The sequence below is a fragment of the Methyloceanibacter stevinii genome (assembly GCF_001723355.1).
GTDB classification, from domain to species: Bacteria; Pseudomonadota; Alphaproteobacteria; order Rhizobiales; family Methyloligellaceae; genus Methyloceanibacter; species Methyloceanibacter stevinii.
The window spans coordinates 1-18,800 of the sequence record NZ_LPWE01000004.1 but is presented as its reverse complement, the minus strand read 5'-3'; the positions used below and the strand labels follow the sequence as shown (position 1 = coordinate 18,800).

Genomic DNA, 18,800 nt, shown 5'->3' with positions numbered 1-18,800 from the left:
CGTTGGAAGTTACAAGGTCCAACTTGCCAACGTGAGGCAAAACAGACGGGAAGATTTGGCAAAGACGCCTAGGAAATAGTGCTGCCGTCGCCTGCGCGGATGTACGATGACTGGCCTGTCGAGATGTCGCAGGCGCTCAAGATCGACGTCCGAACGAGAAGGCTAGCGCCGGCCGAACAGGCCGCGCCGCGTCTCGACGGTCCCTTCGAGAGGACCGACAGGACCGCGATAACCGGGCACGGCGTACTTCGTATAGTTGCCGAACCGGTCGTAATAGCGCTTACCGCCAAAGCCCCAGAACCCCGGTGTGTAGCCGTAGTTCGGCGGGGGCAAGGGCGCATTGTAGTCGTAGGCGCTCTCGTATCCTTCACGCTCCTTGAAGAAGCGTAAGGAACTCGCCCTCACGTAACCGGGCCCAACGCGGCACCAACCGCTCTTGCAGGATTTGGCCTCGACGACCTGAGAAATGCCGATCAGACCGAGAACCTTCGCCTTGGTGTTCGGCGCGGCATGGATGCTTGCGGGCCGTTTCGCGGCCGCACTCGCCGCAGTTGCCTCGCTCGGCGCATAGATCAACACAGCGAGTGCAAACGCCATCACAGAAAACAGCAGTTTTAGGATCTGAGGTACAGGCGTCTCGAAAGTCATCATAGCGACGTCTTCCAGCGGGTCCGCCCGAAAGCAAGAAAGTGTCGCGGCCGCAGGTTCGAGTTTCGCATGGGCCGGATCGATTATCCAACCGTTCGCCGATGCCCTGCACCTAATTTCGCGGCCACAAGCGGATCACCGCTATTTGAAATCGCCGCTGGGACCGTTCAAGAGGTGGGGAGACTCCAAAGAAAATGGCGGCCCGCGGAATTTCCGCGAGCCGCCATTCATCGATTGCGCTTATCGCCGCGAGGCTACCACTTCAACCGTGCGCCAGCCATGAGCGTGCGGCCGATGCCGGGTTTGACGCCGTCCTCGCGGTCGGTGATGTACAGCTCGTCGGTAAGGTTCTGACCCGACACGAACACCGCCATATTGGTTTTCGGGATCGTGTAGTTTGCACGGGCTGAGAGCAGCCAGACGCTGGGAACTTCGCCGTTCTCACCCTCGGGATCTCCGCCGAACGGCGTGTTGTTCTCATCGGTGTAAAACGATCCGCGATAGGTCCAGCTGACGCTCGCATTCCAGCCTTTGAGGCTTTCAATACCGACCGTCAGGTATGCGAACTCGCGAGGCACTTCGGGCACGTAATTGCCCGCAACCGACTCGCCATCCTCGTTGTATCCATCCTGGATCTTGTTGTCGGCGAGCGTGAAGCTGCCTTCCAGATAAGGATTCAACGTCCAGCCGGTGTATGGCCGCGTGTCGAGCCGTCCATAAGCTTCGAAGCCATTCACATGCACCTCGTTGATCAACGAGTAGACGTTGTTGCCGGCCACGTCGGTCGTGGAACCCTTGATTTGATAGTCCTGGATGTTCTGATGGAACCCCGCGACGTCGAAGGTGATGCCCTTCACCGCCGTCGAGCGCACACCAAGCTGGAAGTTGTTGCCGATCTCGTCCCCTGGCGGGAACGCGGCTTCGCGCAACACGCCCATGGTCAGACCGCGATGGTAGCCACCATACAGGGTGTTGGCGAATGTCGGCTTCTCCATCGTGACGGGACCGAGCGACTTCGAACCGAGAGTCATCGGAGCGTCCTGCCGGCCAAACCCGTAGGCGAAGGCGATGCCGGGAAGGACATGGGTCTTGTCGAACGACTCGGTGTACTGGTTGCCGCTGAAGTCCTCGATGACGACGCATTCCTCGCCACCGAACGCGCCACCCGGACACTCGTCGAACTCCTCGTCGTCCTCGCCTGGCAGCGCAAGGGTCTTACGCGTGATGCGATAATGATCGAGCCGTGCACCCGGAACGATGTTCAGATTGTCGTTCACGGAAATATCGGTCTGAACGAAGGCCGACACCGCGTTGGCTTCGTGCTTCCGATGGAAGAACGTCAGGCCGTTCGTATCGAAACCATCCAGAATGCGCCCCTGCTGACCGAGAATGTTCTGGTCGGTGAAGCTATTGTATTCGTACCGGACACCCATCTGCAGGTTTTGAGCCATGCCGAATAGGAACGGCCGGTTTGCGAGTTCGGTACGCAGCTCGGTACCGAAGTTGTCATACTCGCGCAGACGCCCCTCCATGACGCCTTCGGGAATGAAGACTTCGTCTCCATCGATGAAGGGATTGAAGCTGGTCTCCGCTGCGAGCGGGTTCTCGCCCTCAACGTTGAAATAGCGATACCGCTTGAGGAGCTGCCCGTAGGCGCGTGCCGAAATGGTCGTGTCCTGGTCCAGATAGTAATTGTAGATACCCTGGAAGAGCCACAGGTCGGCATTGTACTCGTTGAGCCCGGAGGCTGGATTAAAGCACGTCTTACAGTGCTTGTAGTTATTCAGGAGGAGGCTCTCCACCTGTCCGGGCGGATCCTCGTCCTCTCCTTCCAGGTTCGACTCGTCGTACTGGTCGCGCTGGGCGAAGTAGACGGTCGAGAACGTGAAGTCGGAATTCTCACCCTTCCAGCCGATTGCACCATAGAAGTCGTTGTAGCTCAGCCGCTCGGTGTTCCATGCACCCTGGCCGCTAGCACCGGTGTAGGACAGCACGATGCCCCAATCGTCGGTCGAGTGCCGCGTATGCGCATGCCACTTGCTCGCATCGCCATTGTCGACGCCAGGACCTTCCACCGAGACCCCGCCGGTTTGGAACGAAACCTGGGACTCGTTCGCGCCGAAGGCTGAAGGTTGCGGAAGTTCACCACGCCCGAGTTGTTGTTCGGGCCGTAGGTGAGGACCGTGCCGCGCAACACCTCGACGGATTCGAGACGCTCCGTGGGCGGCGTGTAATGCGTCGAAGGATCGAGCCAAAGGCTCTGATTGATCGACCGTCCGTCTTCCATGACCAGCACTTTGCGCGAACGGCGTGCTGGCGTGCCGCGAATGCTGATGCCGCCGTGCCGGCCCAAGCCGTCATCGTTGATGATCGCCACGCCGGGAACGGTCGACAGGATTTCGTTGGTCGTCAGCGGATCCTGCTCGTTGATCTTCTCGCGGGTCACACGGCTGGCAGCGCTCGAGAAATCCTGCAGATTGCCCGGGATGATGCCTTGTGTCGGCACGATCGGCGATTGCGCGGAGTTCACGGAACGCTCAAAGCTCCCCAGCCCTCCAGGCGGTCCGTAGTATTCGGGTGCAGGTTGCGTGACCAGGTTCGGCAGAACGGCCTCGGGCTCGATGGGCTGGAACGCAGGCTCCGGGGGCGGCTCATACGCCACCGGCTCCGGCGCGGTCACCACCGGCTGCGGCGCCGGACGTGAAACGGGACGGGGCCGTGGTGCCGGCTCGCGTTCGGCCTGGACGGGAGGCTGCTCGGGTTCGGCCTGGGGCTGAATGACCTCGACGGCCGGCACGTCACCCTCGGTCTCTTGGCCCGTTGGGGGCTCCCCACCAGCCGACGGCGTCGTTGCGGACGGCGCGGCCTGTTCCGAAACGGGCTCGTTTTCAGCAGTCTGACCTACTGCCTCGTATGGCAGGAAGGCCGCACTGCCCACTGCAAGTGCACCCCAAAACACGCGTGAAGGCATTCTTTCCCCCAGTCCTCTATCGTGAGTCTCCGCGAGGCGAAGACTGCATTCTCCCTGACGGGGCATTTTGTGTTTGGACTGTGGGAAGCTACGGATGCCACGAAACCTCGACCCCATCGTGGAAACGTGGCGGTCGATCGTCCAGAAGTCCCCGTGCGAATCCCCCATGCCCTGATTTCGCCCCGTCACAACCTTGTAAGAGGACGCTTAACGGGGCTATCCAAAAACAGGCGGGAAGTTCTTCCCGATGATGAGACTACAGTGAGGGCCATGAACGGGGCATCGCGCGCGATTTCGACGCGCTTCTGCAAAACTCAGGGACTTAGCCCCTCAACATTGACCATTGGTCATTGGATTTCTTCCCGAGACTTTTGGAAGAAATCTGTAGTTGGCATGGACGTTCGGCATTTGGGCGACTTCCGCCGAAGCCTCGTATTTGTGTGTTTGTGGCGCAAATCACACAGGCGGCACGTCGTACCCGAAAAAACAAGGCGGCGCACTTGGCGCCGCCTTGTTGCTGATGAAGCCTTAGGGTTGGTCGCTGGAGCGACCTACCACTTCACCCTTGCGCCCGCCATGAGCGACCGGCCGAGGCCCGGCTTTATGCCGTCCTCACGGTCGGTGATGTAGAGCTCGTCCGTCAGGTTCTCACCAGACACGAACACGACCATCTCACTGCCGAAGACGTCTGTCGGGATCGTGTAGTTGGCCCGTGCGTTGAGGAGCCAGACACTCGGCACCAAACCGTCCTCGCCGCTGGGATCGCCCGCGAAGGGTGTGTTCTCCTCGTCGGTGTAGAACTCGCCCCGGTACACGAAGCTGACGCTCGCGTTCCACCCGGCCGTGCTCTCGATGCCGGTGGTCAGGTAAGCGACCTCGCGCGGCGCGAACGGAATGCGGTTCCCGACGATGCTCTCGCCGCCCGGCAAGACGCCGTCGGTGATCTCACCGTTCGAATAGGTGAAAGTCGCTTCGGCGTAAGGATTGAGGTTCCACCCGGTGAAGGGCCGCGAGTCGAGGCGACCATACATTTCCACACCGCTGATCTCGACCTGATCGATGTTGGTGTAGACGTTGAGTCCCGACGTCGTCGTCGAAGAACCACGGATCTGGTAGTTCTCGATGGACTTGAAGAAGCCGGCCACGTCGAGTGTGACGCCCTTGACGCCGGTTGACCGCACGCCGAGCTGGAAGTTGTCGCCAAGCTCGTCTTTCGGCGGGAAGGGTCCCTCGCGTTGCACGGGGATCGTCACGCCGCGGTTGTAACCGCCATACATCGTGGTGTGATAGACGGTCTCGAGTTCCTGAAGAGACTTGTCGGCCGACACCGGAACGACTTGTTTGCCGAACAGGCCCCAGGAGAACGAAATACCAGGCAGCCAGTACGTCTTGTCGTAGCTGAAGTTCTGGTCGTTGGGGTTGATCTCGAAGACAACGCATTCGCCTTCATTGAAGAAATCCTCCCCGTCGATCTCGCATTCCTCAAGTTCGCGCTCGCCCTCGCCCTCTTCCTCACTCGAGGAGAGCTGGCGAACCTTCGAGCTGATATGCTCGAAGCGAATGCCGGGAACGATATCGATTGCCGGAGTCGCGTGGATCACCGTCTGCGCGTAGGCGGAAACAGCGTCGGCCTCGTGCTCACTGTCAAAGACCGTGAGGCCATTTTTGTCGCCGTCCTCCAGGATTTCACCCTGACGGCCGAAGAAATTGCGGTTGGCGAAGGTGTGGTGCTCGAACCGTGCCCCAAGCTGGAGATCCTGGCTCAGCCCCGCGAGCAATTCGCGGTTGGCCAATTCGAAACGCTGCTCGCCACCGACGTGCTGGTAGGTCCGCAAGCGCCCGAGCATCACCCCTTCGGGGATGATCACATCGTCGCCGAGCAACAGCGGCGCAAAATTGCCTTCAGCCTGCGAGGGATCGGCGCCTTCGAAATTCTGATAGCGATCGCGGCGGTGGTGGTAATAGTAGACCCGCGTGTTCGAGCTGGTGTCCTCGTCGAAGTAATAGTTCAGCGTGCCCTGAAGCCGGAACGGATCGGCGTTGTAGTTGCTGAAGCGTGAACCCGGGTTGAAGCAGCTCTTGCAGTGCTTGATCTCTCTGAAGAAGGCCTGCTCGACCGTATCGGAACGGAACACGGTCTCTTCCTCTTCCTCGAGTTCCTCATCCTCTTCGAGATCGCCCTCCTCCTCTTCGCCGTCCTCGTCTTCTTCGAACTCTAGATTGCCTTCATCGTATTTATCGCGCTGACGCATATAGGACCCGGAGAACACAAAGTCCGCGTTGGTATCCTTCCAGCCGACGGCGGCATAGAAGTCGTTGTAGGTCAGACGCTCCGTATCCCAGGTGCCTTGACGTCGCGCCCGTATAGGACACAACCGTTCCCCAGTTCTCCCAGGTCTTCCGGTTGTGAACGTGCCATTTGCCCGCACCACCATCGCCGCCGGCCCCGTTAAGCGCGACAGCGCCGCCTTCCCCCGACATCACGAATTCGTCGGGGCCAAAGGGCTGCAGGTTGCGGAAGTTGACGGCGCCGAAATTATTGTTCGGGGCGTAGATGATCGAGCCTTTGATCACTTCGACGGCCTCGATACGATCCGGCGGCGGCACGTAGTGCACGGACGGATCGATATAGAGGCTCATATTGATGGACTGGCCGTCCTCCATGACGAGGATCTTGCGCGACCGCCGCGGATTGGATCCGCGGATGCCGATACCGCCCTGATTGCCGATACCGTCGTCGTTGACGATTGTAAGACCAGGCACGCGCTGCAGGATGTCGTTGGTGCTGAGTGGGTCCTGCTCGTTGATCTGCTGGCGCGTCACGCGGCTGCCGGCTTCCGAGAAATCCTGCAGGTTCCCAGGCGCGATCCCATTGTTCGGGTTGATCGGCGACTGAACCCCGTTCCAAGAGCGCTCGAAGCTGGCCTCGCCGCCGACCGGTCCGTAATAGCCCGGCTGCTGCTGCGTGATCAGCGATGGGAAGAACAGTTCCGGCTCGATGGGCTCGAAGGCTTCAGCAGGCGGCGGCTCGTACGCGACCGGCTCCGGCGCGGTCACAACCGGCTGCGGTGCCGGACGAGAAACCGGACGGGGCCGTGGTTCCGGCTCGGCTTCGGCCTGCACCGGTTCCGGCGGCTGCTCCGGTTCCGCTGCTGGTTGAATGATCTCGACGGCCGGGACGTCGCCCTCGATCCCATCCGCCGCCGGGGGCTCTCCACCAGCGGCCGGCGTCGTTACCGACGGCGCGGACTCTTCGGAAACAGCTTCATTTTCAGTGGTTTGACTTATTGCTTCAGCTGGCGCAATTACACAGATTCCAAGCGCCAGTGCGCCCCCGCACACCCTGGTCCTCATATTCAAAGCCCCCCACAGGCGTTCCTAGTTGCCTAGGTTCCATTTTCCATTAATGAAAATTTAGCATTGGGGGCTAGGCCAATCTACCCGAAAGCCTTTAAGCATCTTGGCATCAAGATATGGAACATCTGGCAATGCACTTGCCAAATCGTCCGCAGGTAACACGCTTGAATGCCCTGGGCCGCCACGGTAAATAAATTCTGGTACTCTCGGAGGACCTACTAACTAGTCTTTGGTTTGGATGTCGGTCCAAGTGTCGGGACGCCCCAGAACTTGCTGGCGGCCTCACGCGTACCCTCAGCCAAAATCGAGGAACATAATAAGGGAGCGGCGAACGCCGTCGGAACGCCTTTAGGCAACCGAAACCTGATCCTTGAAGCAGGCTCGGTATGGGAGGTATTTGTGCTTTTTTCGAATCGCGAGAACCGGCACGGCGCCGGTTTCATCCAAAGAGTCTTCGTGGCGGCTTTGGCTGTCGCCGCCGTCGTGCTCGTCCGGCCGCCCGTCGTTGCGGCTGAGGAAGACGCCGTCGCTGCGGCCGAGCAAGGCGACGGAGGCAGCGTCGCCATCGAGCTGAACAAGCTCGAGCCGAAAGGCTCCGATTGCCGCGCCTACTTCGTCATCGACAACAAGGGCGACAAGACCTACGAGGCGCTCAAACTCGACCTCATCCTCTTCCGTCCGGACGGCATCATCGACCAGCGTTTCGCCGTGGAACTCGCCCCGCTCAAGGGGAAGAAGCGGACCGTGAAGCTCTTCGACGTGGCCAATACGTCCTGCGACGATGTTGGAAGTTTCTTGATCAACGATGTGATGGAGTGCAAAGCCGGATCGGAAGATGTGGCCGACTGCCTCGAGGATCTTGCTGTTTCGAGCAGGACCGACAACGCACTTAACAAATAGGACTTGGCACCGTGGAAGTGGAACAGGAAATCGTAACTGCTGCTACCAGTCACGACTACAGTGTCTGGGGGCTGCTCATGCAGGCGGACCCGGTGGTCAAGGGCGTGATCCTGCTTCTCGTCCTCGCTTCCGTGGCGTGCTGGGCAATCATCTTCGAGAAGATCGTACGGGTGAACTGGCTGAAAGGCGGCATCCGCCGCCTGGCCAAGAGCCGGTCGAGTGCCGATCGCGGCGGGTTTTCCCGCAAGGTGCTCGAGGCCGGTGAAGCCGAACTTGCGGCTGATTTCGACGATACGCCGATCGAACGCCGGTTTCGGGTGGAGAACGCCCTTCGGCACGCTCTCAAATCGGAAATTCAGAAGGTGGAAGTCGGCCTGCCGTTCTTGGCGACTGTCGGCTCGGCCGCACCGTTCGTCGGTCTGTTCGGCACCGTTTGGGGCATCGTCAACAGCTTCACCGCCATCGCGACGCAGAAGGACACCAGCCTCGCGGTGGTGGCCCCCGGCATCGCCGAAGCCCTCATCGTGACGGCAATCGGTCTCGCTGCGGCCATTCCCGCGGTCGTCGCCTACAACCAGATCTCCGTCGCACTCGGCCGCGCTTTCGCCAAGGGTAATGACGCGATCATCGAGATTGCCCGCGACTTGACCGAGGACGAAGGCGACGCCCAGGCGCAACGCGCGCGCGGCGACAACGTCGAACCGCTACGTGCAGGGAAGCTTCGTAATGGGTATGTCCGTCGGCAATGGTGGGGGCGCCGAGGAAGGCGGATATCGCCCGATCTCGGAAATCAACATCACGCCCATGGTCGACGTGATGCTGGTCCTCCTGATCATCTTCATGATCACCGCGCCGCTGCTGGTCGCCGGCGTGCCGGTCGAGTTGCCGAAGACATCCGCCGCGAAGGTCAGCCAGCCCAAGAAGCCGATGATCGTCTCCCTGGACTCGGATGGTCTCGTCTACATCCGCGAGGAACAGGTCACCGTCGACACGCTGGTGCCACGGCTCGAGGCGCTTCGGGCAACCGAGGGCGACACCGTGGTTTACGTGCGTGGCGACAAGAACCGTCCCTATGGCGAGGTGATGGAAATCCTCGGCCGTGTCGGCTCAAGTGGTTATTCGCGCGTCTCGCTGCTATCCCAGCCGAAGGCCGCCGAAGCCGCGGGCCATTAGGGCACCAAGCGGAGCAGTCATGCCGCTCAATGTCATTGCATGGTTGGTGTCTATCGGCGTTCACGCCGCCTTTCTGCTCGCCATCCTGCTTCCCGAATCCGGCGGCGCCGCCTTCGAAGAAGGCTCGGGAAGCGACATCATGGTCGTCGAGCAGGGCATTGCGATCGAGGGCTTCGCCAAGCTCGGTGAAGATGCGGTCTCGGTTCAGGCCGTCGAGGCGCCGCCCGTGATGAGTGCAGCAGCGCAGCCGTTGGAGCAGGTCGAAGCGGTTGAGCAGCAGGAAGAGATCCCGGTGGAAGACGTTCCGGAGGTCGAGCCTGTTGAAGACACCTTGCTCACCTCAGATACGGGACCCGAAAACGAATTGCTCGAGCCGACCGAGGAACTGGTTGAGAAGGAGCCTGAGGTCGAGGTGAAGGAACAGCCTCTTCCGCAGCAGGTGGCCACCGTCGTGCAGCAGACCGTCATTGCGATGCGTGAAAGCTCAGGCGAGGAAAAGACCGGCGGTAGCGCCACCGCGCACAGAGTCTATCTCGGCAAACTTCGGGTGCATCTGGAACATGCGAAAATCAACCCGCGTACGACGCGCGTCGGGACCGCCGTGGTGCGCCTCACCGTCAAATCGGATGGCGAGCTCGTGACGCATAAGATCGTCAAGAGCTCCGGCTACAAGGAACTCGACAACGCGGCGCTTGAGTCGATCGCAAGCGCAGCGCCGTTCCCGGCGATTCCCTCGGATGTCGGCGAGGAGACAATCTCGGTGTCTGTACCGTTCCGCTTCACCGTCCGCTGACGTCGTCCAGATCCGCGCTCAGTCGAACTCGTATCCGATGAAGACTTTCACGGCGACGTCGGATGTTGCGTCGGTAAGCCCGAATTGCGCGCCGAGGCTCACCGTGAACTCCTTGCTTTTGCGGTCGACGTCGTAGAGGTCGTCGTCGCCGACGAAGTCATCCTCCTTACCGAACGTATAGTAGAAGGCCGGCCCGATGCTGTGCTGCTGCTCGTTGAACGGCCCCGCATTCGACATGTCCTCGATCTCCCCGAACATCTCGACCGCAAGCCATAGGCGCTCACCGAACAGCTCCTTGCGCGCTTGCCAGCCATATTCGAACCCGAAACCTTCCTGATCGTTCTTGTCACCGATCACGCGAAAGAACAGCGGGTTCAGCACCAGCGTATAGTTCGACTTCGAAAGTTCGACGATCGGACCGAAAGCGATCTCCGGATCGGTTTCATCCCGCGCCTCGAACACGGGTTGCTCCGTACCCCCTTGAATCGAGAGGCCCAGCCCATCGCCTTCACGCGTAATGAGTTCGAACTGGGTTTCGAACTCGATCGCATTGAGATCAGCGCCATTGTCGTCAATCGGCTCATCGAGGACCTGGGTTAGCGCCACCAGCCAATATGTGGTTGGGCTGTATTGAATCTCGAAGTCGTGGCTTTGGCGCAGAGGCGCTTCTTCGGTATCCGGCAAGATGCTGATGTCCTCGACGTCACTGACCGGCGGCAGACCAGTGTGCCACGCACCACGGTATTGGAGCTGTGTCTCGCCGGGGTCGATGGTGGATTCTTGGATCTCGAACTCTGCGAGCGCAGGACCGATCGATCCGACAAGGATCGCCGTGATTGCGATGGTGCGTGTGGAGAACGAGGCCATTAGAACTCCACCGCGAGGGTTATGCGCACGGCGGATTTGGCCGATGCTTCGGTGAGGCCGAACAGCATGCCGGCGCCGAGGAGCCATTCTCTTTCTGCATCGGGCGCGGAAAACACGTAGAGGCTCGGACCAAGCACGTGCGTCTGCGACTCGAACGGGCCTGTGTGGGCGAGTTCCTCGATCTCTCCGAAGCCGAGAACCGCAGCGCCCAGGCGCTCCGTGAATTGATAGCGAAGCTGCGCGGCGTATTCGAAACCAAGCCCGTCGTGCTCGGCGTCTTCACCGACGTCCGTCGCGAGCCGGGGATTGAGGGTGAGAAGCCAAGGTCCGGGAGCAACCTCCATCACCGGACCGAACTCGAATTCGTCGGGCGTATTGTCTTCGACGAAGAGTGAGTAAGGCCCATAGCCGGCCATGACCGCCAGGCCAAACTCGCCATCGTTGCGCGGCACGAGCACGAACTGCGTTTCCACGCCCAGGGACGAGAACTCGGCGGACTTGCCGGGTACGCGCTCGACATTCGGTGTGAGACGCAGCATCCACCAGTCCGTCAGCCCGTATTGGAGTTCGATTTCGTGGCTCTGACGCAGTGCCTCGCGGTCGTCGTCATCGTCGCTCGGCGGCAAGCCCCAATGTTTGGCACCGCGATACTCGGCCTCGAAGGCACCCTTCTCGGCATCCACTTCCGGAATTTCGAATTCGGCGAAGGCAACGGCGGCGGGGAGCAAGACGCTCGCCGCGATGCCGCCGCAGACGGCCGCAAAAACCGACCGTCCCCCGCTGCACGGGCTTTCTGGAAATCCCGACGTAAACACGCGCTCCCCCCCAACACATGCCTCAGGCGGTTTGCCCGCCCTTTTGCCCAATATCCACGAAAGAGAGGTAAAAAGGCAATGCTAGAGATGCCATTTTAGTCTTTAGATACGGGATAGTATGGCAACGACGTTGCAATGCGCGTATCGGCGGCGCGAGCGCGGGAAGGTCGCGGCCGACGGTCGAACTGCCCGTCAATCATGCGAAAATGCAGTATAGGTAACAGGCCGCCCCGTTCGGCGGAGGGAGTTGACCGCGACCCAGACGAAAAGTGCGCCCGGAAGCGCCTCGACGCGGCTACCAAGGAGCGCTTTGCATCTGATGCGTTATCGCACCAAGCTTCTCATCGCAGCCTGTCTCTTGCTCGCCATGTCGCTATCGGCGGCTGCGTTCTCCTATTGGGGCGTTGCGCAGTCGCATCGCTACCTGATCCGGTCGCGCATCGCGCATGAGCAACTGGAACGGCAGCTTCAGCTCTCGCGTCATAGCCAGCAGCTCTTCAAGGCCTGGACCGATACGCTTCTCACCGGGTTGTCCGACCGTCCCCTGGGCGAAGCGTATCTGAAGAAGGTCATCGAGTCGGACCTCTCGGCGCTCGAAGATCTGTCGCGCCGGGAACTGGCGATCGTTGGCGAGGAAGAGGGCCGTGCCGAAATCGCCGAAGTTCATAGGCTGGAGGCGATCCGAAAAGAGTATCGGCACGTTCTGGACCAGCTCTCAAAAGTCGAGCAACTGAGAAGCCGCGGGCGCCCCGACATCGCTTGGCAGAATCTGGTCGACCTTCTCCGGGGCGGGATTGACAGCGAGCTCAACGAGCTGATCGAAGTCGCCGTGGCCGATGAAACAGCCGAAGTGCTCAGGATCGATGCCGCCGCGACTCAGCTCCTGACCCGCCTGGAACGGATCAGCACAATTCACGCCGCCCTTGCCGTGCTCATCACGCTGGCTCTCGCGTTCCTACTGATCCGCGGCTTGCGCGCGCCTCTGGCCGCCCTCCTGGACGGGACGCGGAAACTCGCCGAGGGCGACCTCTCCTACCGCATCGCCGTCAGGGGCAAGGACGAGTTCGCCGAGCTCGGGCGCAGCTTCAACAGCATGGCTGCCGATCTCCAAGACCATCAGAAGGCGCTGCAGGATGCACGCGACAATCTGGAATCGATCGTCGAGGAGCGCACCGAGGAACTACGCCTCGCAAACGACTCGCTGCGGAAGATCGACGAAACGCGCCGCGCCTTTTTCGCCGACATCAGCCATGAACTGCGCACCCCGCTAACGGTCATTCGCGGTGAAGGCGAGATCGCCTTGCGCGGCCGCAACAAGCGCATTCCGGAATACAAACATTCCATCGAGCGCATCGTGGAACAGGCGAAGCATCTTTCCGTCCTGGTGGGCGACCTTCTGTTCATCGCCCGGCAAGGCGCCGGTGCGGCCAAGCTGAAGATCAAGCCCGTCGACCTCACGGAGCTTGTCGAAAGCGTTGTGGGAGACGCCAAGATCATCGCCATGAACAAGGACGTGGGGATCGAGTTCGCAAACGATACCCCTCACGAGGTGATCGACGGCGATCCGGCGAGGCTGCGGCAGTTACTGCTGATCGTCCTCGACAACGCCGTCCGCTACTCCAATGCCAAGGGAAAGGTGGACGTCGGACTGTCGCGTGAGAACGGCACCGTCGCGATCAAAGTCGCCGACCAAGGCGTCGGCATTCCACAAGAAGACATGGAAAACATCTTCGAGCGCTTCCGGCGGGCGGGAAACGCCGCCGAGGCCAACGAGGAAGGCTTGGGGCTCGGCCTGCCCGTGGCCCGCGCCATCGTGCAAGCCCATGGCGGAAAGATCGAGGTAGAAAGTAAGGTCGGGGAAGGAACGATTATTCTGGTAAGCTTGCCGGAAAAGGTGGGAGGGAGCCAAGCGTGAACGTGCTCTTGGTGGAAGACGAACCGCGCGTCGCCGATTTCATCGACCGGGGCCTGCGCGCGGAGAACCATGGCGTTACCGTCGCGGAGAACGGCGGCGACGGCATCGACCTTGCGAAGACCGGCGACTTCGATGTGATCGTGCTCGATCTCATGCTCCCGGATATGCACGGTTACGACGTGTGCCAGCGACTGCGCCAGGAAGGTCAGCACACACCCATCCTGATGCTGACTGCGATGGACGCCATCGAGGACAAGATCAAAGGCATCAAGCTCGGCGCCGACGACTATCTCACCAAGCCCTTCGACTTCGATGAGCTGCTGGTCCGGATGGAAGCGCTCGTGCGGCGCTCCCACGCTTCAAACCGAGTTCCAACGTGCCTGACGGTCGGCGATTTGGAACTCGACCGCGAATTGCTGGAGGTGAAGCGCGGCGGCGAAGCGATCAAGCTAACCGCCAAGGAACTGGCGATCATCGAGCTGCTGATGAGTTCGCCGGGGCGCGTCTTCTCGCGGACGCGCATTCTCAACCAGGTGTGGGGGTACAGCGAGGACCCTTTGACCAACGTGGTGGACGTCTACATCGCCCGGCTCCGGCGCAAGATCGACACCAAGGGCCGGGACCCGCTGATCGAAACCGTGCGGGGGCACGGCTACCGCTTGAAGCCGGCGGCGGCGGGCTGACGGACCCGGCTCGGGAAGGACCAGGCATCAGCCCTCTTATTGGCAACATCTATAAGACTTTTGGCAATTCCAAGGGCATAACTGGCGGTCTGACAATGGAACCTTGCACGGGGCGGCGCATCTTGTAGATTAAGCCGCGCCACTCGCCGACGACGCGCCATAACGATTCCAGGCCTTACCAGCAGGTCTCGGCTCCGCGTACCTGTCCGCGACTGTTGCCCAGGGTGCGCAACGCCTGGCCTCCTCTCAAGAGAACCTGGAACAGACCGACGCTTGGAGGAGACCCACACTTGGAGGAGACCCGTTGCGCCTACGCCTGCTAGCATTATTGTGCCTCGCCTTCGTGAGCTGCCTTCCAGCTCGAGCGGAGAACGCCGCCCCGATCAAAGTCGGTGTCCTGAAATTCGGCACCGTCAATTGGGTCATGGATACGATCCAAGCCAACGGCTTCGACAAGGCCGAAGGGATCAAGCTTGAAGTCGTCCCGCTCGCCAGCACGCAGGCGACCGCCGTCGGCCTTCAGGGCGGTTCGCTCGATGTCGTCGTGACCGATTGGCTCTGGGTTTCCCGGGAGCGGACCAGCGGCGGTGACTTCACCCTGGTCCCGTTCTCGACGGCGCTCGGCGCGATCATGGTCCCGCCGGACTCGCCCATCAAGACGCTGGCCGATCTCAAGGGGAAGACGCTCGGCGTCGCGGGCGGCCCGCTCGACAAGAGCTGGCTCCTGATCGTCGCCTACGCACTGCGGACGGCCAATATCGACCTTCGGACCGAAACCACGCAGGAATTCGGCGCGCCGCCGCTTCTGGCCGCGCGAGCGAAACAGGGTCAGATCGACGCCGTACTGAACTTCTGGCCCTATGCCGCCCGCCTGGAAGCGGTCGGCTTCACCCAGCTCATCGGACTCGAGGACGTGGTCCGGGAACTGGGCGCCAAAGGCGAGGTGGCCATGCTCGGCTATGTGTTCAATGCCGATTGGGCCGAACAGAACCCATTGGCGATCGATGGATTCATTCGCGCCGCGGAAAAAGCCAACGAGCTACTGGCGACCTCGGATGCTGAATGGGAGCGTCTGAAGCCGGTCATGAGCGCGAACGATCCCAGTTTCGACGAAGCCACTTTCGAAGCGCTGCGGCGCCGTTTCCGTGAAGGTATCCCCGAGCGGGAACTCACCTCGGAAGAGGCCGACGCGAAGATCCTGTATCAGTTCCTGCGCGAGCTGGGCGGCACTAAATTGGTCGGCAAGGGGACGGAACTGGCTCCCGGAACCTTCTGGCACGGATCCACGCAGTGACCACGGTGGAGCTACAGCCCGGGGTGCGCCAAGCCTCCTGGTATATGCGCGGGCCATGGATGTCGATCCTATCTGTGGCCGCCTTCGTACTGGTGTGGTTCATCGCCGCCCATGTGGCCCAGAGCCGGCTGCTGCCGGGACCGGTCGAGGTCCTGAACTATGTGATCGAGGAGTCGCTGCACGGCGACCTCATCTTCCAGCTCGGCATCACGCTTTGGCGCGTGATCGCGGCCTTCGTCGTGGCCATGGCCATTGGCAGCATCATCGGTCTGCTCATGGGCGAACTGCCCGCCGTAAACCGGGTGCTGGATCCGTGGCTGATCGTGCTTCTCAATTTACCGGCTCTTGTGATCATCATCTTGGCCTATGTCTGGTTCGGACTGAACGAAGCGGCCGCCATCGGGGCTGTCGCGCTCAACAAAATTCCGAACGTCATCGTGACGCTGCGCGAAGGCGCGCGGGCCCTCGACCCCGGTCTCGATGAAATGGCCCGGGCCTACCGTCTGACGCCATGGAGCAAGTTCCGGAATGTGACCCTGCCGCAGCTCCAGCCCTATTTCGCCACGGCCTCCCGGACGGGCTCTCGCTTATTTTGGAAGATCGTTCTCGTGGTCGAACTACTGGGACGCCCAAACGGGGTCGGCTTCGAGCTGCATCTGAACTTTCAACTTTTCAACGTTACGGCCATCCTCGGCTACACGCTTGCCTTCGTGGCCGTCATGCTCACGATCGAATATCTACTGGTACAGCCCCTTGAAAGATACACGACACGCTGGCGGAACAAGCCAGTTTAAGATCCGCATCGAGGAAAAGACCCATATCGGAGCTGACGGCACGCGGCTGACGGCGATCAGCGACTTGTCGCTCGATCTGGAGCCCGAGAGCATGACCGTGCTCATGGGCCCCTCGGGCTGCGGCAAGACCACGTTGCTGCGCATTGTGGCCGGGCTCGACGACGCGTTCACCGGCGAAATCGACATGCCACCGCACGCGCGGCTGGGCTTCATGTTTCAGGAGCCGCGCCTCCTGCCGTGGCGAACCGTGCGGCAGAACATCGAGCTCGTCGCCGCGCCCGGTTTCACCACGAAGGATCTCGAAAATCTGGCCGAGGCGGTGGGCGTCGCCGAGATGCTGTCCCGCTATCCGCAGGAACTCTCGCTGGGGCTCGCCCGCCGCGCGGCCCTCGCCCGGGCTTTTTCGACTGAGCCGGATCTGCTCTTGCTGGACGAACCGTTCGTCTCACTCGATGAGCGAACCGCTGACCGGCTCCGGCGCCTGATGCTGGAGGTTTGGTCCGCCCGGCCCACGACGGCCGTGATGGTCACGCACAACCCGCGCGAGGCATTGCAGCTTGCCGACAAGCTCGTGGTCATGGCGCCGCGGCCCACTCATGTGCTCGCGGTCGAGACAATCGACGTGCCGCGGGACGAGCGCGACCCGGCCATGATCGAGCTCTGCTCGCCGACATTTCCAAACGCTTCCCGGCCAATTTCTCCGAAATGTAGCTCTCGCCGGGATGGAGACATTTGCGCCGGGCCGCAGCTAGCCTCCGGCAGGAGCCGTCGCTTTGCGCTGCTGGATACCGCGCGAGGGGTCGTAGGCCCACACCGACAGCCCCAGGAACACGACCGTGCAAACCGCCACCACCGCCAGGGCCTCCCAGTTCATCTTCTGATAGAACGCGAACCGGATCAGTTCCACGGCCCAGGTGAAGGGGTTGTAGTAGCAGATCTCGTAGAGGATCCAGCTGCCCTCCTGCATCTTCCAAAGCGGATAGAGCGCCGAGGAGGCGAAGAACATCGGGAAGATGACGAAGTTCATGATCCCGGCGAAGTTCTCGAGCTGCTTGATGGTCGAAGAGAGGAGCATCCCAAGCGCGCCGAACATCATGCCGGTGAGGATCAAGGCCGGCAGTGCCAACAGATACCCTAACGGGGGCAACTCCACGCCGAACAGATAGGCCACGGCCAAGAACGTGTAGACCTGGAACAGGGACACCAGGACACCGGCGAACAGCCGTGCGATAAGCAAGAACCAGCGCGGCAAAGGCGTGGTCAACAGCACCCGCATCGAGCCCATCTCGCGGTCGTACACCATCGACAGGGAACTCTGCATCCCCTGGAAGAGCTGGATCATCGCCAGAAGGCCGGGCGTGATGTACACGTCGTACGTGATGTAGGTCTCATAAGGCGGAATGATCGAAATCCCGAGTGCCGCCCGGAAGCCCGCCGCAAAGATGATCAGCCAGATCAGGGGCCGGACGAGCGCCGCGAGGAACCGCTCCCGCTGCTGCAGGAACCGCAGGAGCTCACGCCAAACGATGCCGCCGAAGGCGCGGGTGTAGTGCATCAGGGTCATACGGCGACCTCCTCCACGCGATCCCCGGTGAGACGCCGGAAAGCCTCCGCCAGACTAGTGGATCCCGTCTCTTTCTCGATGCCGGCCACGTCCCCGAGCGCCACCACGCGCCCCTTGTTGATGACGACGAGAGCATCGTCGCTCTCCACCTCGTCGAACAAATGCGTGGCCCACAGAACGCCGATATTGTCCGATACCGCGAGCTTATGAATATGGCGCACAATGGCGTCGCGCGTCGGGTCGTCGAGGCCGATCGTGGGCTCGTCGAGAAGAAGCAATTTAGGACTGTGAAGCAGCGCCCGCGCGATCTCGACGCGGCGCCGGTGGCCGCCGTTCAGCGCCCGCACCTTCTCCCCGATGCGTTCGGCCATGTCGAGCGAGGACAGGGCCTTCTCCATGCGCTCATCAGCTTCCTTCCGGCCCAATCCGCGCAGAGAGGCGAAGTAGCGAAGGTTCTGACGCACGGATAAATCCAGATCGAGGGTCGGTTGCTGGAAGACGACCCCCAGCGGCGCCAAGATCTTGAAGCCCCACTCGGCCGCCGCCCGTCCGTCGATCTCGATCCGACCGGTTGGCGCGTCGAACAAACGCGTGATGAGCGAGAAGAGCGTGGACTTGCCGGCGCCGTTCGGCCCCAAGAGAGCCGTCACCCGTCCCGGATAGACGTCGAAACTGACGTCATCCAGCGCCTGTTTGGCGCCGTACCAGTAGGACACGTTCTGAACCGATAGCACCGGCTCCGGCGTTCCGGCAGCGCCGGAGACTGATTCTGCCATGCTCCTCCATCCCCTCGGAACTCTTGCGGTTCCTGTTCGGGCTTCGCTCCTCGTTCGTTTCCTCAGATGAGAAATAGCCTCTGGCCCCGCCTTTCACAAGCATCCCGCCGGATACGAGCGTGGGCCAGTGCTTCTCCTACGCATAGACGGCAAAAGCCTCTCGTCGGCGTGATCTCGCGGCTGGGGAAAACGGCTGGGATTGTCTCAGGCAAAAAAGAAGCCGCCCCGAGGGGCGGCTTCCGTAAGTGTC

Annotated in this window: 16 protein-coding genes and 2 pseudogenes; 9 read left to right on the top strand and 9 right to left on the bottom strand. The window is 61.3% G+C overall.

Features of this window, described 5'->3' with window-relative positions; all coding sequences use genetic code 11:
• Positions 1 to 162: 162 nt before the first annotated feature.
• From AUC70_RS02510 to AUC70_RS02490, 5 genes are all read right to left on the bottom strand, one after another.
• Positions 163 to 651: an SH3 domain-containing protein gene (locus AUC70_RS02510; RefSeq protein ID WP_069443453.1), complete on the bottom strand. Its 489-nt coding sequence runs from the start codon at positions 649 to 651 to the stop codon at positions 163 to 165.
• A 251-nt stretch (positions 652 to 902) separates the two neighbouring features.
• Positions 903 to 2,450, bottom strand: coding sequence for a TonB-dependent receptor domain-containing protein (locus tag AUC70_RS16980; RefSeq protein ID WP_244505473.1), 1,548 nt, complete (start codon positions 2,448 to 2,450; stop codon positions 903 to 905).
• Positions 2,451 to 2,587: 137 nt separating this feature from the next.
• Positions 2,588 to 3,619, bottom strand: a complete 1,032-nt coding sequence (locus AUC70_RS17725) for a TonB-dependent receptor plug domain-containing protein (protein ID WP_158007333.1) — start codon at positions 3,617 to 3,619, stop codon at positions 2,588 to 2,590.
• Between the two features lie 551 nt (positions 3,620 to 4,170).
• The gene (locus AUC70_RS18495; protein WP_069443450.1) at positions 4,171 to 5,871 is read right to left on the bottom strand and encodes a TonB-dependent receptor domain-containing protein; all 1,701 of its coding nucleotides are present in this window, start codon (positions 5,869 to 5,871) and stop codon (positions 4,171 to 4,173) included.
• The gene (locus AUC70_RS02490) at positions 5,855 to 6,973 is read right to left on the bottom strand and encodes a TonB-dependent receptor plug domain-containing protein (RefSeq protein WP_083241184.1); all 1,119 of its coding nucleotides are present in this window, start codon (positions 6,971 to 6,973) and stop codon (positions 5,855 to 5,857) included. The genes AUC70_RS18495 and AUC70_RS02490 overlap by 17 nt, the downstream gene beginning before the upstream one ends.
• Before the next feature lie 402 nt (positions 6,974 to 7,375).
• Here AUC70_RS02490 and AUC70_RS02485 point away from each other — a divergent pair, with 402 nt between their 5' ends.
• The 4 genes and pseudogenes from AUC70_RS02485 (at position 7,376) to AUC70_RS02470 (ending at position 9,842) form a co-directional block, all read left to right on the top strand.
• Complete coding sequence (locus AUC70_RS02485) at positions 7,376 to 7,876, top strand: hypothetical protein (RefSeq protein WP_244505467.1); 501 nt, start codon at positions 7,376 to 7,378, stop codon at positions 7,874 to 7,876.
• A gap of 77 nt (positions 7,877 to 7,953) precedes the next feature.
• Positions 7,954 to 8,403 (top strand): annotated as a pseudogene (locus AUC70_RS15995) (MotA/TolQ/ExbB proton channel family protein); the annotation flags it as partial.
• A 199-nt stretch (positions 8,404 to 8,602) separates the two neighbouring features.
• On the top strand, positions 8,603 to 9,049 hold the full coding sequence (locus AUC70_RS02475; RefSeq protein WP_069443447.1) for an ExbD/TolR family protein: 447 nt from the start codon (positions 8,603 to 8,605) through the stop codon (positions 9,047 to 9,049).
• A 19-nt stretch (positions 9,050 to 9,068) separates the two neighbouring features.
• On the top strand, positions 9,069 to 9,842 hold the full coding sequence (locus AUC70_RS02470) for an energy transducer TonB family protein (protein ID WP_069443446.1): 774 nt from the start codon (positions 9,069 to 9,071) through the stop codon (positions 9,840 to 9,842).
• Between the two features lie 18 nt (positions 9,843 to 9,860).
• On the opposite strand, the gene AUC70_RS02465 is transcribed toward AUC70_RS02470, so the two are convergent.
• Both AUC70_RS02465 and AUC70_RS02460 read right to left on the bottom strand, forming a co-directional pair.
• On the bottom strand, positions 9,861 to 10,709 hold the full coding sequence (locus tag AUC70_RS02465; RefSeq protein WP_069443445.1) for a hypothetical protein: 849 nt from the start codon (positions 10,707 to 10,709) through the stop codon (positions 9,861 to 9,863).
• Positions 10,709 to 11,524 carry a hypothetical protein gene (locus AUC70_RS02460; RefSeq protein WP_141701910.1) on the bottom strand — a complete coding sequence of 272 codons (816 nt, stop codon included), beginning with the start codon at positions 11,522 to 11,524 and terminating at the stop codon, positions 10,709 to 10,711. Before AUC70_RS02460 ends, AUC70_RS02465 begins: the two co-directional genes overlap by 1 nt.
• A 319-nt stretch (positions 11,525 to 11,843) precedes the next feature.
• Here AUC70_RS02460 and AUC70_RS02455 point away from each other — a divergent pair, with 319 nt between their 5' ends.
• The 5 genes and pseudogenes from AUC70_RS02455 to AUC70_RS17720 all read left to right on the top strand — a co-directional run.
• Positions 11,844 to 13,439 (top strand): sensor histidine kinase, encoded by a 1,596-nt coding sequence (locus AUC70_RS02455; RefSeq protein ID WP_069443443.1) that lies wholly within the window; start codon positions 11,844 to 11,846, stop codon positions 13,437 to 13,439.
• Entirely contained in the window at positions 13,436 to 14,122 is a 687-nt protein-coding gene (locus tag AUC70_RS02450) for a response regulator transcription factor (RefSeq protein WP_069443442.1), read from the top strand. Before AUC70_RS02455 ends, AUC70_RS02450 begins: the two co-directional genes overlap by 4 nt.
• 304 nt (positions 14,123 to 14,426) lie before the next feature.
• Positions 14,427 to 15,416, top strand: coding sequence for an ABC transporter substrate-binding protein (locus AUC70_RS02445; RefSeq protein WP_069443441.1), 990 nt, complete (start codon positions 14,427 to 14,429; stop codon positions 15,414 to 15,416).
• A gap of 59 nt (positions 15,417 to 15,475) precedes the next feature.
• A complete protein-coding gene (locus AUC70_RS02440) occupies positions 15,476 to 16,210 on the top strand; it encodes an ABC transporter permease (protein WP_069443440.1) in 735 nt (244 codons plus the stop codon).
• Between the two features lie 91 nt (positions 16,211 to 16,301).
• Positions 16,302 to 16,592: pseudogene (locus AUC70_RS17720) on the top strand (ATP-binding cassette domain-containing protein); the annotation flags it as partial.
• Between the two features lie 366 nt (positions 16,593 to 16,958).
• Here AUC70_RS17720 and AUC70_RS02435 read toward each other — a convergent pair.
• Together AUC70_RS02435 and AUC70_RS02430 are read right to left on the bottom strand one after the other, a co-directional pair.
• On the bottom strand, positions 16,959 to 17,774 hold the full coding sequence (locus AUC70_RS02435) for an ABC transporter permease (RefSeq protein ID WP_069443439.1): 816 nt from the start codon (positions 17,772 to 17,774) through the stop codon (positions 16,959 to 16,961).
• The gene (locus tag AUC70_RS02430; RefSeq protein WP_069443438.1) at positions 17,771 to 18,550 is read right to left on the bottom strand and encodes an ABC transporter ATP-binding protein; all 780 of its coding nucleotides are present in this window, start codon (positions 18,548 to 18,550) and stop codon (positions 17,771 to 17,773) included. Before AUC70_RS02430 ends, AUC70_RS02435 begins: the two co-directional genes overlap by 4 nt.
• Between the last annotated feature and the right edge of the window lie 250 nt (positions 18,551 to 18,800).

Coding starts and splice junctions, on each gene's coding strand:
- AUC70_RS02465 (WP_069443445.1), bottom strand. CDS start 10,709: ATGGCCTCGTTCTCCACACGCACCATCGCAATCACGGCGATCCTTGTC.
- AUC70_RS02470 (WP_069443446.1), top strand. CDS start 9,069: ATGCCGCTCAATGTCATTGCATGGTTGGTGTCTATCGGCGTTCACGCC.
- AUC70_RS02475 (WP_069443447.1), top strand. CDS start 8,603: ATGGGTATGTCCGTCGGCAATGGTGGGGGCGCCGAGGAAGGCGGATAT.
- AUC70_RS02435 (WP_069443439.1), bottom strand. CDS start 17,774: ATGACCCTGATGCACTACACCCGCGCCTTCGGCGGCATCGTTTGGCGT.
- AUC70_RS18495 (WP_069443450.1), bottom strand. CDS start 5,871: ATGCGTCAGCGCGATAAATACGATGAAGGCAATCTAGAGTTCGAAGAA.
- AUC70_RS02490 (WP_083241184.1), bottom strand. CDS start 6,973: ATGAGGACCAGGGTGTGCGGGGGCGCACTGGCGCTTGGAATCTGTGTA.
- AUC70_RS17725 (WP_158007333.1), bottom strand. CDS start 3,619: ATGCCTTCACGCGTGTTTTGGGGTGCACTTGCAGTGGGCAGTGCGGCC.
- AUC70_RS02510 (WP_069443453.1), bottom strand. CDS start 651: ATGATGACTTTCGAGACGCCTGTACCTCAGATCCTAAAACTGCTGTTT.
- AUC70_RS02440 (WP_069443440.1), top strand. CDS start 15,476: ATGTCGATCCTATCTGTGGCCGCCTTCGTACTGGTGTGGTTCATCGCC.
- AUC70_RS02430 (WP_069443438.1), bottom strand. CDS start 18,550: ATGGCAGAATCAGTCTCCGGCGCTGCCGGAACGCCGGAGCCGGTGCTA.
- AUC70_RS02455 (WP_069443443.1), top strand. CDS start 11,844: ATGCGTTATCGCACCAAGCTTCTCATCGCAGCCTGTCTCTTGCTCGCC.